Origin of the sequence: Janthinobacterium sp. UMAB-60 (assembly GCF_900095235.1) — a bacterium.
Taxonomy (GTDB): domain Bacteria; phylum Pseudomonadota; class Gammaproteobacteria; order Burkholderiales; family Burkholderiaceae_D; genus Janthinobacterium.
Genome location: NZ_LT607498.1, coordinates 26066 through 42778, shown reverse-complemented (window position 1 = coordinate 42778; position 16713 = coordinate 26066). Strand labels below are relative to the sequence as shown.

The following is a 16713-nucleotide window of genomic DNA, read 5'->3' as shown; positions in this document are numbered from 1 at the left end:
GATATGAATGGTCTACACCGTCAGTTGCTTGATGGTGGTCTTGATCTGCGTCACGCGCGCGGCCAGGTCCGGCATGGCGGCCGTGATTTTCAGCTTGTCCTGGCCATGCAGCTTGATATGGCGGTTCTTCTGGATCAGGTCGATGATGCGCATCGGGTCGATGGGGGGCTTGGCCATGAATTGCAGGGTGGCCGCCTCGCCATGCACGTCGATCTTGACGATGCCCACGGTCTTGGCTGCAATGCGCAGGCGGTGCGTCTCGATCAACGCTTTCACGGGGTCGGGCAGCTTGCCGAAGCGGTCGATCAGCTCTTCCTGGATATCGTCGATCTTCTCTGGCGTGGCGCAGTTGGCCAGGCGCTTGTAGATCGACAGGCGTTCATGCACGTCGCCGCAAAAATCGGCTGGCAGCAGCGCCGGCACGTGCAGGTTGATTTCCGTGGTCGAGGCCAGCGGCGCGGCCAGGTCCGGCTCCTTGCCGGCCTTCAGCGAGCGCACGGCTTCGTGCAGCATGTCCGAATACAGCTGGAAGCCGATTTCCGTCATCTCGCCCGACTGGCTCTCGCCCAACACCTCGCCGGCGCCGCGGATTTCCAGGTCGTGCATGGCCAGGTAAAAGCCGCTGCCCAGTTCTTCCATCTGCTGGATGGCATCCAGGCGGCGCTGCGCTAATTTTGTAAGCCCCTGCACGTCGTGCACCAGCAGGTAGGCGTAGGCCTGGTGATGCGAACGGCCCACGCGGCCGCGCAGCTGGTGCAGCTGCGCCAGGCCGAACTTGTCGGCGCGGTGCATGATGATGGTGTTCGCCGTCGGCACGTCGATACCCGTTTCGATGATCGTCGTGCACAGCAAAATGTTGAAACGCTGGGCGACGAAGTCGCGCATGACCTTTTCCAGGTCGCGCTCGTGCATCTGGCCGTGCGCCACGGCGATGCGCGCCTCGGGCAGCAGTTCCGTCAGCATGGCCAGGCGGTTCTGGATGGTTTCCACCTCGTTGTGCAGGAAGTAGATCTGGCCACCGCGTTTGAGTTCGCGCAGACAGGCTTCGCGGATGATCGCTTCGCCTTCGCTGCGGACAAAAGTCTTGATCGCCAGGCGCTTTTGCGGTGCCGTGGCGATGATGGAAAAGTCGCGCAAGCCTTCCAGCGCCATGCCCAGGGTGCGCGGGATCGGCGTGGCCGTCAGGGTCAGCACGTCCACTTCCGCGCGCAAGGCTTTCAAGGCTTCCTTCTGGCGCACGCCGAACCTGTGTTCCTCGTCGATGATGACCAGGCCCAGACGGGTAAACTTGACGTCATCGGACAGCAGTTTATGCGTGCCGATGACGATGTCGATGGTGCCGTCGGCCATGCCCTTGAACGCCTGCGTGATTTCCTTGCCGGTGCGGAAACGCGACAATTCCGCGATGCGCACGGGCCAGTCGGCGAAGCGGTCGGCGAAGGTTTGCGCATGCTGCTCGGCCAGCAGGGTGGTCGGCGCCAGGATGGCCACCTGCTTGCCGCCCATGACGGCGATGAAGGCGGCGCGCAAGGCCACTTCCGTCTTGCCGAAGCCGACGTCGCCGCACACCAGGCGGTCCATCGGCTTACCGGACGTCATGTCCTTGATGACGTTGCGGATGGCCTCGGCCTGGTCCGGCGTCTCGTCGAAGCCGAAGCTGTCGGCGAAGCGCTGGTAGTCGTGCGACGAGAATTCGAACGAGTGTCCCTGGCGCAGCGCGCGCCGGGCATACAGGTTGAGCAGCTCGGCGGCCGTGTCGCGCACCTGTTCGGCCGCGCGCTTCTTCGCCTTTTCCCACTGGCCCGAACCGAGCGAGTGCAGCGGCGCGTCTTCCGGCGAAGCGCCCGAATAGCGCGAGATCACATGCAGTTGCGACACGGGCACATACAGCTTCGTGTCCTTGGCGTATTCGAGGTGCAGGAATTCCGTCTCGCCTTCGCCCAGGTCCATGCTGGTCAGGCCCATGTAGCGCCCGATGCCGTGGTTGATGTGCACCACCGGATCGCCGATCTTGAGCTCGGACAGGTCGCGCACCATCGATTCGACCTGCGTCACGCCTTCCTGTTTTTTCGTGCCGACGCGGCGGCCGGAGCCGGCATACAGCTCCGTCTCGGTGATGAAGGCGAGATTGCCTTCCGGCGTGAACAGCTCGAAGCCCGCATGCAGCGGCGCCACGCCCAGCATCAGCTTGGCGTCGGACTGCAGGAAGCCGTCGCTGCCTTCCACCGGCGTCAGGTGCAGATCGTATTCGGTGAAGTACTGCTGCAAGGTTTCGCGGCGGCCGTTCGATTCGGCGCAGATCATCACGCGGCGGCCCGCTTGCAGCAGGTAGCTGCGCAGGTTGGCCAGCGGGTCGTCGGCGCGGCGGTTGACGGCGATGTTGGGAATCGGCGCCGACAGTTCGGAGGCCAGCGCGTCGTTTGATTTCACAATCGCCAGGCGCGCATACGGCTTGGCCAGGCCGAAGAACTGCTCGTCGGACAGGAACAGCGATTCGGGCGGCAAAATCGGCCGCTCGCGGTCCGCCTTCAAAAAGCGGTAGCGCGACTGGGTATCGGTCCAGAAGCGCCCGATGGCAGCGTCGATCTCGCCCACCAGGGCCAGCGAAGCGTCGGGCGGCAGGTAGTCGAACAGGGTGGCCGTCTGCTCGAAGAACAGGGGCAGATAGTATTCGATGCCGGCCGAGGCGATGCCGCTGCTGATGTCCTTGTAGACCACGGAGCGCGATGGATCGCCCTCGAACTGTTCGCGCCAGCGGTTGCGGAAGGTGGTGCGCGCCGCTTCGTCCATGGGAAATTCGCGGCCCGGCAGCAGCCGCACTTCGTGCACGGGATACAGCGAGCGCTGGGTATCGGCGTCGAAGGTGCGGATGGTTTCGATGGTGTCGCCGAACAGGTCCAGGCGGTAGGGCAGGGCCGAACCCATGGGGAACAGGTCGAGCAGGCCGCCGCGCACCGAGTATTCGCCGGGCGACATCACCTGCGACACATGGCTGTAGCCGGCCAGGGTCAGCTGCGACTTCAGCCTCGCCTCATCGAGCTTTTCGCCCTTCTTGAAGAAGAAGGTGTAGGCGGCGAGGAACGATGGCGGCGCCAGGCGCACCAGCGCCGTGGTGGCCGGCACGATCAGCACGTCGCACTGGCGCGTCTGGATTTCATGCAGCGTGGCCAGGCGCTCGGAGACCAGGTCCTGGTGCGGCGAAAAGGCGTCGTAGGGCAGGGTTTCCCAGTCCGGCAGCAGATGGCAGCGCAGTTCCTTGCCGCCGAACCACGGGATTTCATCGAGCAGGCGCTGGCCGTCGCTGGCCTGCGCCACCACCACGGCCAGCATCTGGCCCCGCGCTTTCAAGGCCAAAGCGGCCAGCGCCAGGGCATAGGCGTCGGATGAACCATACAGGGCGGGCAGCGCGTAGCGGTTGCCGGGCTTGGGGAGGGCTTTTGTTAAGTCTAAGGACATGCAGGCGATGACACTAGTGGCAGAGGCAGTTGAATGGGACAGCTGTGATGCGCGCCGCGCCGCCAGTGACGGCGCTGACAGGCGAGATTATAGACCATCGCCCGCGCGCATATTCGCAATGCCGAACGGTACATGCACCATGGGGATGGTTCCGCCCGCCGATTTGAGGTGGCTCAGCTGGTCGTCGAAGAAGATATGCGGCTTGAACACGGACAGCACGCGCGACTTGTCCATGCCGCCCAGGAAAAACGTCTCGTCGGCCGCCACGCCCCAGCTTTTCAGGGTCGTCACGACGCGCTCGTGCGAGGGTGCATTGCGCGCCGTGATGATGGCGATGCGCAAGATCTTCTTGTAGCCGGGGTCGCGCCGCTGCGCCTTTTCTTCCAGGCGCTGCATGGTGGCCAGCTTCTGGAACAGGTCGGCCAGCGGGCCGGGGCGGTGCGGCGTGCCCACGTTCAGGGTTTCATGGGCGTGGAATTCATCGACGTCGTTGTTGCGCTTGAACACGGTTTCCGCTTCGTCGTCGGCGATCACGCCGTCGAAATCGAAGGCCACGCGCAGTTCCTCGTCGTTCTCGTCGTCTTCCGTGCGCGACGGCAGCACCAGGCCGGCCGGATAGTTGCAGGCCAGCGCGCTGCGCACGTCGCCTTCATTCGCGCTGAGGAACAGCGAGGCGTTGAAGGCCGGCAGGTAGGGGTAGGGTGACTTGCCCGTCATGAAGGCGGCGCGCGAAATGTCCAGACCGTAGTGGGCGATCGAGTGCATGACGCGCAAGCCCGTTTCCGGCGAATTGCGCGAAAATAGCACCACTTCCACGGGCGACTGGCGCGGATAGTGTTTGTTGATGTTCAGGAAGCGGCGGATGAAGGGGAAGGCCACGCCGCGCGGCAAGACCGTGTCGATATGCGTTTCCTGGTACTTGCGGTATTCCTCGGGGCCATTGTCGAGGTAGACCTGGTGCGATTCGGCCAGGTCGAACAGGGCGCTGGAAGCGACCCCGATCACCAGTTTGTGTTCGATAGGATATGCCATGGTCTGCCTGTTGTTTGCTTGTTGCTCATCTTATACGACTATCAACTGCGCAGCCAATAGTGGCACGCGGCGATTTTTTGCACCAAAGCAGGGCGCCAGGCTATTTTTTTTGTTCGCTGTGCAACACGCGCCACAGTAAAGAAATAAATCTTGTTTTGTATCAAGTATGTAGCAGCCAGAAAGATATTTTTCCTCTATGCTTGGAATTGTGAATTCTCGCCAATTGTAACGAAGCGTACGCCCCAACCCCGCCACCTTTATACAAGTGTCAGCCGTTCTACCCGAACATGCCAGCCTCAACCTTGCCAGCAGCAGTTTTGACTAATAAAGGACCTAGCCATGTTTAAGAATTTACTGATCAAATGGAAGTTGGCGACCCTCGTCGCCGTGATGATGGCGGCCCTGCTGGTGGTCGGCATCTGCGGTTACACGGGCATCGCCACTGTGGGCAACGCCGTCAACGAGATCGGCGTGGTGCGCCTGCCGTCGATCCAGGGCTTGATGATGATGAACGAGGGCCAGACGGCCGTCGCCGCCGCCACCCTGACGGCCGCCATCTACGAAAACAATTACCAGGCACAAGACAAGTTCGCGGAAGCGCTGCAGCTGCGCACCAAGGCCTGGAGCAATATCGAGGCGGGCCGCAAGCTGTACGAGCCGTTGCCGCAAACGCCCGAGGAAGCCGTGCTGTGGAAGCGCTTCCTGGAGGAGTGGGCCGGCTGGAAGGGCGATGACGACAAGGTGCGCGCCATCCTGCGCCAGCTGGCCGACAACCGCGACGAGCCGCGGCAGAAAGAGCTGTTCGTGGCTTTTTACAAGACGTATCTCGATTCGCGCGGCCTGTTCGGCAAGGCCGAAGCCACGCTCAACGAGATCATCAAGCTCAATAACGGCGTGGCTGACGCCAGCATCAAGGACGGCAGCGCGGCCGTGATCCGCTCGGAAAGCCTGATGGTCATCCTCGGCTTGCTGGCTTCCGCGCTGGGCATGGGCTGCGCCGCCTACATCACGCGCGCCATCACGCAGCCGATCAATTCGGCCGTGAAAGTGGCGCAGACGGTGGCGTCGGGCGACCTGACCAGCCAGATCGAGGTACACACGACGGAAGAAACGGGCCAGCTGCTGCAGGCGCTGAAAGACATGAATTCCAGCCTGGTCAACATCGTCGGCCAGGTACGCAGCGGCACGGAAACGATCGCCACGGCGTCGTCGGAAATTGCCAGCGGCAACCTGGACCTGTCCTCGCGCACGGAAGAGCAGGCCAGTTCGCTGGAAGAGACGGCATCGTCGATGGAGGAGCTGACCTCCACCGTGCGGCAGAACGCCGATAACGCCCAGCAGGCCAACCAGCTGGCGCTGAGCGCTTCCGGCGTCGCCGTCAAGGGCGGTGAGGTGGTGGGCAAGGTGGTCGAGACGATGGATGCCATCAACGATTCCTCGCGCAAGATCGTCGACATCATTTCCGTCATCGACGGCATCGCCTTCCAGACGAATATCCTGGCCCTGAATGCGGCCGTGGAAGCGGCGCGCGCGGGCGAGCAGGGACGTGGCTTTGCCGTCGTGGCGACGGAAGTGCGTAATCTGGCACAAAGATCGGCTGGCGCAGCGAAAGAAATCAAGACCCTGATCGGCGATTCCGTGGAAGCGGTGGACGCGGGCAGCAAGCTGGTGGCCGAGGCGGGCAGCACGATGGCCGAAATCGTCTCCAGCGTGCAGCGCGTGACGGACATCATGGCGGAAATCAGCCTGGCCACGCAGGAGCAAAGTTCGGGCATCGACCAGATCAACCAGGCGATCAGCCAGATGGACCAGGTGACGCAGCAAAATGCGGCCCTGGTGGAAGAGGCGGCCGCCGCGGCCGAATCGCTGCAGGAGCAATCGGGCCAGCTGGCCGGGGTGGTCAGCGTCTTCAAGCTCGCTGGCGTGCAGGCGCCAGCCACGCGCACCAAGGCGCCCGCGCCGCGCGCCGTGATGGCCAGCGCCGCGCCGAAGCGTCCGGCACCGCGTCCTGCAGCACGTTCCAACTCGGGACGCCCGGCCCTGCACGCCGTACCGTCATCGCGCCACAGCACGCCGCGCGACGACGAGTGGGAAGTGTTCTGATGGCGTGACGGCACCAGCATGCGCTACCGGACGGCCGCCTTGTGCGGCCGTTTCGTTTCCTAAGGTGCGGCCGGCGGCGCCTGTTCGTAGGCGGCCAGCCGGCGCTGTTCCTCCGGCGTGAAACTGGCGTCGCGCAGCTGTTGCAGGGCTGCCGCATTCTGTGCGCCGCCGGGCAGGCCCGCCTGCTGCACCTTCTGCGCCTGATACGCGATGATGCGCTGCTGCCACTGCGATTCCTCGCGATCCAGTTCCGCCAGGCGCGCCGCCGCCGCTGGCGTGAAGGTGCTGGCGCGCAGGCGGTAGACTTCATTCTCGCCGCCGCCCTGGGCGCGCAACGCCTTGACCGATTCATCCAGCTTGACCACCTGCAGCGGCGCGTCGCGCGCGGCGCGCCGGGCGGACGGCATTTTCTGGTCCAGCGCGGCCAGCTGCGCCTGGCGCTGGGCTTCATCGAGCGACGTATCGCCGAGGATCGCCATGCGCGCCACGGCATCGTCGTCATACGCGTCGCTGGCGCCGAACAGGCCTGCGCTTTCCTCGGGCGTAAAATAATTGCCGCGCAGGGCGCGCATCGCTTGCAGACGCGCGCGCGCCGCCAGGGCGGGATCGGCTTGCGCCGGCAAGGCCTGTTCCGCGCCGGCCAGCGCCTGCTTGTAGGCCAGATATGCGCCCAGCAGGCGCTTCGCTTCGCGGGCGGGAACGGGTGCCAGGCGCTTGTCGAGTTCCGCCTCGATCTGGCTGCGGATGGCGGCCAGCGGCTTTTCACCGAGGCCTGCCAGGTAGTAATCGAACAGGTGGCCCAGTTCCGCGTCGACCACCAGCTTGTCGCCGGGGGCCACCGTCACGTTGCCGTCGGGCCGCGTGCCTTGCATCGAGCGCACGAATGCGAACAGGTCCGGCTCCGGTTTTTCCGGCGGCGGGGCGGGCGGTTCGCCCGGGCGCAGCACCAGGTACAGGGCCAGGGCCGCCAGGCTGCCGCCGATGAGCCATTTCGCGTTCGTGCGCATCGTAGCTCCCTTACAGTCCCAGGCCTTGCAGGCGGTTGGCTTGCTGGCGGTAGACGGTGACGGGGTTCGTCTCGAACAGGTTGACGATGCCGACGAACTGGTTGACTTCATCGAGGTGGTTCATGGCGTAGTCGTCGCGTATCACCTTGCCCAGGTGGCTGGAGCAGCTGCTGACCAGGCCATCGTTCTTGACGCCGCCGAAGGCCAGGCTGATGGCGGCCAGCAGCGGGTCGCCCACGTCGAGCACATTCGTGTACGGTTGCGCGCCGCTCCACGAAAAGTAATGCACGCCTTGCACCTGGTAGGCGCCTTCGCCGCAGGCCGAGGTGGGCACGCCTTGCGGGTGGCGGCTATTAAAAGCCAGCGAGCCGGCCGTGGACAGCGACGCGAGCGAGGCGCCCGCGTTTTGCGGCAGTCCCTTGTTACCTGACAAAATGCCGATCAGGGAAGCGAGTGCATTGCCCAGCGCGCCGCTGGTGTTGGGAATGGCGCCGCTGAGGATATCGGCCACTTTCGAGCCCTTGTTGACGCCGGCCACGCTGGTGACGGACGCCACCAGGTCGGGGCGCACGGAAGCGACATAGCGGGCCGTGGGGCCGCCGTGGCTGTGGCCGATCAAATTGACCTTGGCCGCGCCCGTGGCGGCGAGGATTTGCCGCACCTGCGACAGCAGCTGCTCGCCGCGCACTTCCGTGCTGTTGGCGGCCGAGACGGTGGTCACGTACACTTGCGCGCCGCCGCTGCGCAGGGCGGCGGGGACGCCATAAAAATATTCGACGGGACCGAGCTTGTCGAAGCCGAACAGGCCGTGCACCAGCACGATCGGGTACTTGGTTTGCGTGTAGCCGGCGGCGCTGGCGCTGCCGGGCAGGATGGTGAGGATGAGCAGGAGGGTGGATAGCAGTTGCCAAAAGCGTGTCTTCATTTTATCTCCGTTATTTTGAAATAGTGTGGAAATGTCGATGCTGTAGCGATGTGCCGTGCGCCCCTGCACATTCTATCGATGTATTAAATATAGCGAGCGCTCGGTTTTTTGAATGTAGCACCGCTGGATTTAAATTGCAGCGAATTGCATGATGCAGCGCAATAACTGTGGCAATTTGGCGTTGCGTCTGTGCCCATTACATAGTTGAAAGGTCAAATAGTTGTTTTCCTGAGCTATAATCGGCCCGGCATCAGCCGTCCCGCCGTCTTGCAGCGCCGCTCAGGCGCTGTCTTACATTGCTCATACACCGTTACTTGGGAATGCACTTGTCGACCCATTTCAATTTTGAACAGTTTCAGCAGATGACGCCTTTAAATGGCGAAAACATCTGGGAATATATTCTTGACCGCCACGCGGAACGTATCGGCGTCAAACGCCGCAAGCCGGCGCTGGAAAATCTCGAACGCATCTTCGTCGCCACTTTCCGCCTGGCCAATGACGTGGGCTTCCTCGCCATGAGCTTGCGCGACCTGTGCCGAGAAACGGGGCTGTCGATGGGTGGCCTGTATGGCTACATCACCAGCAAGGACCAACTGGCCGAAATGATCGAGGATGTGGTGCGCCACGCCACGCAAGCCTTGCCGCTGCTGTTTGCCGACGTAAAGTCGCCGCTGGACCGGCTCGAGGCGATGATACGCTCGTCGATCTACCTGTCCGAAGTGCTGCAGCCGTGGTTTTATTTCGTATTCATGGATTCGCGCGTGCTGCAGGTGGAGCAGCGCAGCATGGCGAAGAATTCGGAACTGTATGTGCAGACGCTGATCGCCGCCACCATCGCCGAAATCGAGCCAAAGCCGCAGGGCGACCCCACCTTGCTGTCCGCGCACTGCCTGGCCCTGTTCCAGGACTGGTACGTGAAGCGCTGGAAGTACCGCGCGGCGAAGGTCAATGTCGACGATTTCGCCGATAGCGTGGTCAGTACGGTGCGCGGGTATTTGAGTATGAGCGGCGTAGGTCGGATTAGCGCAGCGTAATCCGACAAGCGCCGACGGCGGCTTGTCGGGTTACGCCGTTCCGGCTAACCCGACCTACTGATCAGTTCGTGGTCTCTACCGGCAGCGTCTCCGGCACGACCGCCGGGTCCGTCGGCGTCTCCACGTCCATATCCAGCGTTTTCACGCCGTTCATGTCGATGAATTCATCGTACAGCCACTCGCCGTCGACCTGGCTCAGGCCCGCCGGCACGGCGCGCGTGATTTGCGGACGCGTCGACAGAGCCGTGCGCATGTAGTCGATCCAGATCGGCATGGCCAGGGTGGAACCGAATTCGCGTCCACCCAGCGATTTTGGCTCGTCATAGCCCATCCACGCCACGGCCACGATGCCGCCGCCATAGCCGGCGAACCAGCCGTCGACGGCATCGCTGGTGGTGCCCGTCTTGCCTGCGATGTCGCTGCGTCCCAGTTTTTTCGTCGCCGCCGCGCCCGTGCCGGTGCGCGCCACTTCGCGCAGCATGCTGTCCATCACGAAGGCGTTGCGCGGGTCCAGCGCCAGTGTCTTGTCGTCGTTCGGCGCGGGCGGCTTGGTCTGCATCAGGATGGTGCCCCTGGCGTCGACGATGCGGTCGATCAAATACGGTTCCACCTGGTGGCCGCCATTGGCGAACAGGGCGTAGGCGCCCGCCATCTGCACGGGCGTGACGGAACCCGTACCCAGCGCCATCGTCAGATTGTTCGGCTGGCGCTTTGGATCGAAACCGAATTTTTCCAGGAAGTCGTGTGTGGTCGACACACCCAGCGCGCGCAGGATGCGCACCGAGGCCACGTTCTTCGACTGCGCCAGCGCATAGCGCATGGTGATGGGGCCGTCGAACTTGAAGTCGTCATTCTGCGGCGCCCACACCTTGCCGCCCGCCTGCATTTCCAGGGGCGCGTCGTTGATCAGGGTGGCCGGCGAAAAGCCTTTTTCCAGCGCCGCCGAATACACGAAGGGTTTCATGGCCGAACCGGGCTGGCGCCAGGCCTGCGTGACGTGGTTGAACTTTTGCAGGTTGTAGTCGAAGCCACCCACCATGGCGTGGTAGGCGCCCGTTTCCGCATCGAGCGAGACGAAGGCGGCGGCCACCAGCGGCACTTGCGTGATGGCCCAGTTGCCCTTGCCATCCTGGCTGATGCGGATCACGGCGCCCGGGCGCAGCTTGATGCCGGCGCTCGCCTTGCTTGAGAGGGCAGGGGCGGCAAAGCGCAAGCCGTCACCCGTGATGGCCTTGGCGTTGCCGTCGCCCGTGTCGGCCAGCACCTTGCCGCTGGATACCTCGGTGACGACGGCGGCGATCAGGCCGTCGCTGTCCGGGCGTTTTTGCAGCGCAGCATCGATGGCGTCGTCGCGTTGCTCGGTGTCCACCGGCATGTCGATGAAGGTTTCCGGGCCACGGTAGCCGTGGCGCTGGTCGTAGGCGATGACGTTGCGGCGCGTCGAGGCGTAGGCCGCGTCCTGGTCCGCTTTCAGGATCGTCGTGTAGACGCTGATGCCCTTGGTGTAGCTGTCTTCCTGGTACTGGGCATATACGGCCTGGCGCGCCAGTTCGGCCACGTATTCGGCGTGCGTCTCGAAACCCTGCTTGCCGCGCGTATTGATATGCAGCGGCTGCGCCAGCGCCTGCCGGTACTGGCCTTCGCTGATGTAATCGAGTTCGCGCATGCGTTTCAAGACCAGCTGCTGGCGCGCGTGCGCCTTCTTCGGATTGCTGATCGGGTTGTGGCGCGACGGATTCTGCGGCAAACCGGCCAGCATGGCCATTTCCGCGATCGACAGTTCCGACAAAGGCTTGCCGAAATACGTCTGCGCCGCGCTGCCGAAACCGAACGAGCGCTGGCCCAGGTACATCTGGTTCATGTACAGCTCGAGAATCTGCTCTTTTGACAGGGCCGCCTCGATTTTCAGGGCCAGCATGATTTCATTGAGCTTGCGCGAAGCGACCTTTTCGCGCGTCAGGAAGAAGTTGCGCGCCACCTGCATGGTGATGGTGGAGCCGCCGCCGTGGCCGAAGCCGTGGCGCAGGTTCGACAGCACGGCGCCGCCGGCGCGCACGAAGTCGATGCCGTGGTGTTCGTAGAAGCGGCCATCCTCGATGGCCAGCAGGGCCTTTTTCATCATGTCCGGCACTTGCGCGATGGGCACGAAGTCGCGGTGCTCTTCGCCGAATTCGCCGATCAGCACATTGTCGGCCGTGTACACGCGCAGCGGGATCTTCGGCTGGTAGTCGGTGATCACGTTCAACTCGGGCAGGCGCGGGCGCACGTACAGGAACAGCCAGGCGGCCAGCAGCACGGCAGCGGCCAGCGCGGCGCAGCCGGCGATGATGAAGCCGCGCACGATGGCGCGGCGGGAAGGCCAGGGAAATCCGGTTCGTTGGGCAGTCAAGGCAGTCTCACGGTAGCGTGCAGGGCACGGTGGCAGCGATTATAGACCAATGCGCCCGCGCTTCCCGTGCGGGCGGGGCGCCGGGAGCGGGAGCAAAAAACCTTTTCATCGAAACGCGGCTGTGCGATAGTCTCGGCTTCAAGAAAATAGCCCGGGCGTCAATCCGGGCTGTTTATTTTTAAAAATTAAGGAAATATCCATGGCAAAAGATGCAACACCGAGCGTCGTGAAGCCCTATATCCCGGCCGATGCGAAGCTGCCCGAGATGACCTTCCGCGCGCTGTTCATGGGCGTCATCCTGGGGATGGTCTTTGGCGCCTCCTCGCTGTACCTGGTGCTGAAAGTGGGCCTGACTGTCAGCGCCTCGATTCCCGTCGCGGTCATTGCGATTACCCTGTTCGGCCTGGCCAAGAAGGCGGGCTTCAAGGATTCGTCGATCCTGGAAAACAGCATCACGCAAACGGCCGGTTCGGCCGGCGAATCGCTGGCCTTCGGCCTGGGCGTGACCATGCCCGCCATTTTGATCCTCGGCTTCGACCTGGAAATCTCGCGTGTCATGCTGGTCGGTATCCTCGGTGGCTTGCTGGGTATCCTGATGATGATCCCCATGCGCCGCACCATGATCGTCGACCAGCACAAGGAACTCAAATTCCCCGAAGGCACGGCCTGCGCGGAAGTGCTGAAGGCGGCTGCCACGGAAGAATCGCGCATCGCCGCCGGTGAAAGCATCGAGAAGGACTCGGCCGCCGCGCTGGACGCCAAGCGCCGCGCCAAGATCATCTTCGGCGGTTTCGCCGTCGGCTTGCTGTATAAAGTGTTCAATATCTCGTTCAAGGGCTGGAAGGATACGCCGGGCGTGGAATTTGCCGCGCCGCTGAAGGGCGGCTCCATCGGCGCCGAGATTTCCCCTGAATTGCTGGGCGTGGGCTACATCATCGGTCCGCGCATCGCCGCCACCATGGCGGCCGGCGGCGTGCTGTCGTATTTGCTGCTGATCCCGATGATCAAGTTCTTCGGCGACAGCCTGACTACCGTGCTCTCGCCGGGCACCAAGTTGATCAGCGAAATGGGCGCCGACGACGTGCGCAGCGCCTACGTGCTGTACATCGGCGCGGGCGCAGTGGCCGCCGGCGGCCTGATTTCGCTGGTGCGCGCCATGCCCATGATCTGGCGCAGCCTGTCGGCCGGCCTGAAAGGCATCGGCAAGGGCGTCAAGAGTACTTCCACCTTGCGCACCGACCAGGATATCCCCCTGAAATGGGTCATCATCGGCTGCCTGTCCATCATCGCCGTGATCACCTTCGCCACGCCGCTGCACATGAATTTCCTCGGCGCGCTGCTGATCCTCGTCTTCGGCTTTTTGTTCGCCACCGTCTCGTCGCGCCTGACGGGCGAAATCGGCTCCTCGTCCAACCCGATCTCCGGCATGGCCGTGGCCACCTTGCTGTTTACTTGCCTGATCTTCCTGATCATGGGCTGGACGGGCGGGCGTTACTATGTGACTGCCTTGTCGGTGGGCGCCATCGTGTGCATCGCCGCCAGCAATGCGGGAACCACGTCGCAGGATTTGAAAACCGGCTACCTGGTGGGTGCCACGCCGCGCCTGCAGCAGTACGCGATTCTGGCGGGCGCGCTGTCGTCGGCGCTGATCCTGGGGCCGATTTTGCTGACACTGAACGAAGCGAGCACCGTCTACGTGCCGGCCGCGCAAGTGGCGCCCGGCCTGACGGTCGATGCGTCGAAGCTGACGGTGACGGGCGAGCTGCATGGCCCGCAAGCCGATACGGACCACAATACGTATAAAGTCTGGCAAAAGACCGATACCGTGGGCGGCCCGGCCGGCAAGTATTTCGTCAAGGACGATGGCCAGCTGGCTTACCTGGTCGATCCGGGCATCAATGGCCATTACAGCAAGCGTCCGGACGGTTCGGAAGTGAAGAAATACGATGCGCCGAAGGCCGTGCTGATGTCCTACATCATCAAGGGCATCCTCGACCAGCAGCTGCCGTGGACCCTGGTGCTGTTCGGCGTGATGATCGCCGTGGTGCTGGAAATGGCCGGCATCCCGTCGCTGGCGTTTTCCGTGGGCGTGTACCTGCCGCTGTCGTCGACCTTGCCGATTTTCGTCGGCGGCCTGGTGCGCTGGCTGGCGGACCGCCGCAACAACAAGCTGGAACACAACGCCAAATTGAACGAGGAAGAGCGCCAGCTGGCGGGCGACCGCAGTTCGGGCGTGCTGCTGGCGTCCGGCTACATCGCCGGTGGCGCGCTGGCCGGCATCATCATCGCCATTACGGCCGGCGTGCTGACGCACTTCGACCAGATGATGGCCGACTGGGCCGAGCATGGCAATCCGTTCTACGCGGGCCTGCATTCGGATGCGCTGTCGCTGCTGCCGTACGCCGTCATCATCGTGCTGCTGTATATCGTCGCAAGAGAGAAGAAAGCGGATCGCCCGCAGGCTTGATGTTCTAGCCAATCCAATGGAAACCGCCCGGTGTCATGACGATCCGGGCGGTTTTTTTATGCGCGCATGGCGGCGATGACTACGATATCGGCCGCGCCGCCAGCTGTGCCGCGCTGGCGTAGATCGTCACGTGCTCGGACGCCAGCCGGCCCAGGTGCTCGAAGAAGGCCTGCGCCGGAATGGCCCACGACGCCGCATCGCCCACCTGTCCGTTAACGCGCAGGCCGGCGGCATCGAATTCGCGCGCAAAATAATCGCGCAGGTCGCCGCGGCCCGGATGGTCGATGCGGCGCTGCGCGATGGCCGGATCGAAAGGGCGCACGGGCACCTCCCAGCGCCGGCCGGCGTGGTCCAGGCAGGCCAGCAGCCTTGTAGCATCTTCCCACACGGGCACGGGAAAGGCGTCGCCCATGGCGTCTTCCAGCGCGTGATAGAACGTCACCGGCCCCATGGAAATGCCCAGGCCCAGAACCTTGGCCTGGTCGCAGCCGATGAAGCGCTGCCAGGGAGAGCCCATGCCGAAGATCGAGGGTGAGCGGTGGTGCGCCTCGGTGAGATCGGCGGCATGGCGGCCCCACGCGGACACGGAGTGAGTCGGGTGGATGCTGCGGTGGATATTGCCGCTTGCCAGAAACGCTTCGGGCAGGCGCCCCATGTGCGTGCCATGGCGGTGCGGGTCGAACACATAGTCTTTCATTTCACAGGTGGCGCGCACGGTGCCGCCGGGCAGATAGTAGGTGGGCAGCAGCAGGGTGCCTTGCGGGCCGACGGCATCCTGCAGGGCATGGACCACGGTCGCCGCGCCGCCTTCCACATAGCCCAGGCTTTTCAGCGAAGAATGGACGAACAGCGTGTCTCCGTGCGCGATGCCCAGCCGCGCCAGGCCGGCCGCCAACCCGGCGCGCGTCACGTGGGGGGCGCTGTGGCGCATGTGCCGGGCGCTGTCGGCGCGGCGCCACGCTTCCAGCGCGGCCCTGGCGGCGCGCCTGGCCCCGTCAAGCATGGCCTAACTCCAATTCCAGCAGGTTGGCATCGATGCAGAACTTGGCGGCCCAGTTCAGGTAGGCCCAGGCGCCGTAATCGCCATCGACGGGAAACGAGCCCTTGACGCCGCCGCGCGCGTGCACGGGGCCGTCGATGCTGATCGAGCGCCGTACGTAACGGTTCAGCCGGCGCCCCGCGTCGAGGTAGCGCCGCTCGCCGGTGAGCCGATACAACAGGAACAGACAATGCGCATTTTGTACGGACCCCGTGAGGCAGGCGTAATCGGCGGCGGGCTGGAAGTCGGGACCGAGGCGGCCTGCCAGGTAGCCATCGGCCGCCACGGCCCTGGCGACGCTCGTGCCGGTCCGCGCGGCGGCGTCCAGCAGGTCGGCGCGCGCCGAAAAGCGGTGCGCTTCAAGCAGGCCGCGCAAGGCGTAGCCGATGGTGTGGGTCAAAGGCAGCAGCGGGTTGTCGAGGCAGTTCGAGGCGAACCAGCCGTTGGAGCGCTGTTTGCTCAATGCCCAGTCGACCTGGCGCAGGCCGGCCGCGCCATAGCCGTGGCCCGGCGCGATGCGGTCAGCTTCGAACAGGCCCCAGGCCACATGCGTTTCGTAGGCCTTGTCGCCGGGCCTGGCGAACGGCGTCGGATGCCGGCGCCAGCAGCCGTCGGCATCCTGGCTGTCGCGCAGCCACCGTGCCGCGCGGTGCATGGCGTCCTCGTAGGCCGCGCCGTACGCTGCCACGCCGGCGGCCAGGCCAAGCAGGATCTGGCCCGTGTTGAAGGTGACGGGCCCGCGCGGCAGCGAATCGATCTTCCCGCCCTGAAAACCGCCTTGCGGGAACTGGATGGCCACGCACCAATCGAGCATGCGGCGCGCCCGCCCGTGCAGCGCATCATCCCCACCCTCGTCGCCCGTGCGCTGCGCCACGGCGATGATGGTGGGGATGATGTAGCCGGTGGTCTCCGGGTAGGAGCTAGCCCAGCCTGTCAGCAGGCTGTAGTCGCGCGCGACGCCGCCGTCGTTTGAACTGGAATGGTCCTGCGCCGCGCATAGCCAGGCAGTGCAGGCCTCGACGACGGCTTGCGGGCCGGGGTCAAAAGTGGGCAGGCCGCGCCGGTCCGACAGCCGCTCCATGCGCGCCGCCGCCGGCAGGCCCGCCTGCGGTGCCAGAGAGTTCCTGATCTTCGCGAGCAAGGCGCGCATGGCATTCCATTTGGTGGTTGGCTCAGGCTACTGTAGCGCCGGCGGCGGGCGGGGCTATTGACTTGCCGCAAGGATCAGCCCTCGCGTCGCTGCCGCCGGAATTGACGCATA

10 protein-coding genes are annotated in these 16713 nt (G+C 64.2%); 3 read left to right on the top strand and 7 right to left on the bottom strand.

Annotated features, from left to right (window positions below; genetic code table 11):
• Positions 1-12 precede the first annotated feature (12 nt).
• A complete protein-coding gene (mfd, locus tag K0F86_RS23200) occupies positions 13-3456 on the bottom strand; it encodes a transcription-repair coupling factor (RefSeq protein ID WP_219136517.1) in 3444 nt (1147 codons plus the stop codon).
• Positions 3457-3543: 87 nt separating this feature from the next.
• Positions 3544-4488, bottom strand: a complete 945-nt coding sequence (locus K0F86_RS23195; protein ID WP_219136516.1) for a 5'-nucleotidase — start codon at positions 4486-4488, stop codon at positions 3544-3546.
• A 339-nt stretch (positions 4489-4827) separates the two neighbouring features.
• Between K0F86_RS23195 and K0F86_RS23190 the strand changes: the two genes are divergently transcribed.
• A complete protein-coding gene (locus K0F86_RS23190; RefSeq protein WP_219136515.1) occupies positions 4828-6591 on the top strand; it encodes a methyl-accepting chemotaxis protein in 1764 nt (587 codons plus the stop codon).
• 59 nt (positions 6592-6650) lie between these two features.
• Here the strand turns inward: K0F86_RS23190 and K0F86_RS23185 are convergent, their stop codons facing one another.
• Positions 6651-7598, bottom strand: a complete 948-nt coding sequence (locus K0F86_RS23185) for a lipase secretion chaperone (protein WP_219136514.1) — start codon at positions 7596-7598, stop codon at positions 6651-6653.
• 10 nt (positions 7599-7608) lie between these two features.
• Positions 7609-8523, bottom strand: a complete 915-nt coding sequence (locus K0F86_RS23180; RefSeq protein WP_219136513.1) for a triacylglycerol lipase — start codon at positions 8521-8523, stop codon at positions 7609-7611.
• 320 nt (positions 8524-8843) lie between these two features.
• Here K0F86_RS23180 and K0F86_RS23175 point away from each other — a divergent pair, with 320 nt between their 5' ends.
• Positions 8844-9557: a TetR/AcrR family transcriptional regulator gene (locus K0F86_RS23175; protein WP_219136512.1), complete on the top strand. Its 714-nt coding sequence runs from the start codon at positions 8844-8846 to the stop codon at positions 9555-9557.
• A 61-nt stretch (positions 9558-9618) separates the two neighbouring features.
• Here the strand turns inward: K0F86_RS23175 and K0F86_RS23170 are convergent, their stop codons facing one another.
• Positions 9619-11946 carry a penicillin-binding protein 1A gene (locus K0F86_RS23170; protein WP_257572322.1) on the bottom strand — a complete coding sequence of 776 codons (2328 nt, stop codon included), beginning with the start codon at positions 11944-11946 and terminating at the stop codon, positions 9619-9621.
• 199 nt (positions 11947-12145) lie between these two features.
• Here K0F86_RS23170 and K0F86_RS23165 point away from each other — a divergent pair, with 199 nt between their 5' ends.
• The gene (locus tag K0F86_RS23165) at positions 12146-14413 is read left to right on the top strand and encodes an OPT family oligopeptide transporter (protein WP_219136511.1); all 2268 of its coding nucleotides are present in this window, start codon (positions 12146-12148) and stop codon (positions 14411-14413) included.
• Positions 14414-14492: 79 nt separating this feature from the next.
• On the opposite strand, the gene K0F86_RS23160 is transcribed toward K0F86_RS23165, so the two are convergent.
• Positions 14493-15416, bottom strand: coding sequence for an AAC(3) family N-acetyltransferase (locus K0F86_RS23160; protein ID WP_219136510.1), 924 nt, complete (start codon positions 15414-15416; stop codon positions 14493-14495).
• A complete protein-coding gene (locus K0F86_RS23155; RefSeq protein ID WP_219136509.1) occupies positions 15409-16602 on the bottom strand; it encodes a hypothetical protein in 1194 nt (397 codons plus the stop codon). Before K0F86_RS23155 ends, K0F86_RS23160 begins: the two co-directional genes overlap by 8 nt.
• Between the last annotated feature and the right edge of the window lie 111 nt (positions 16603-16713).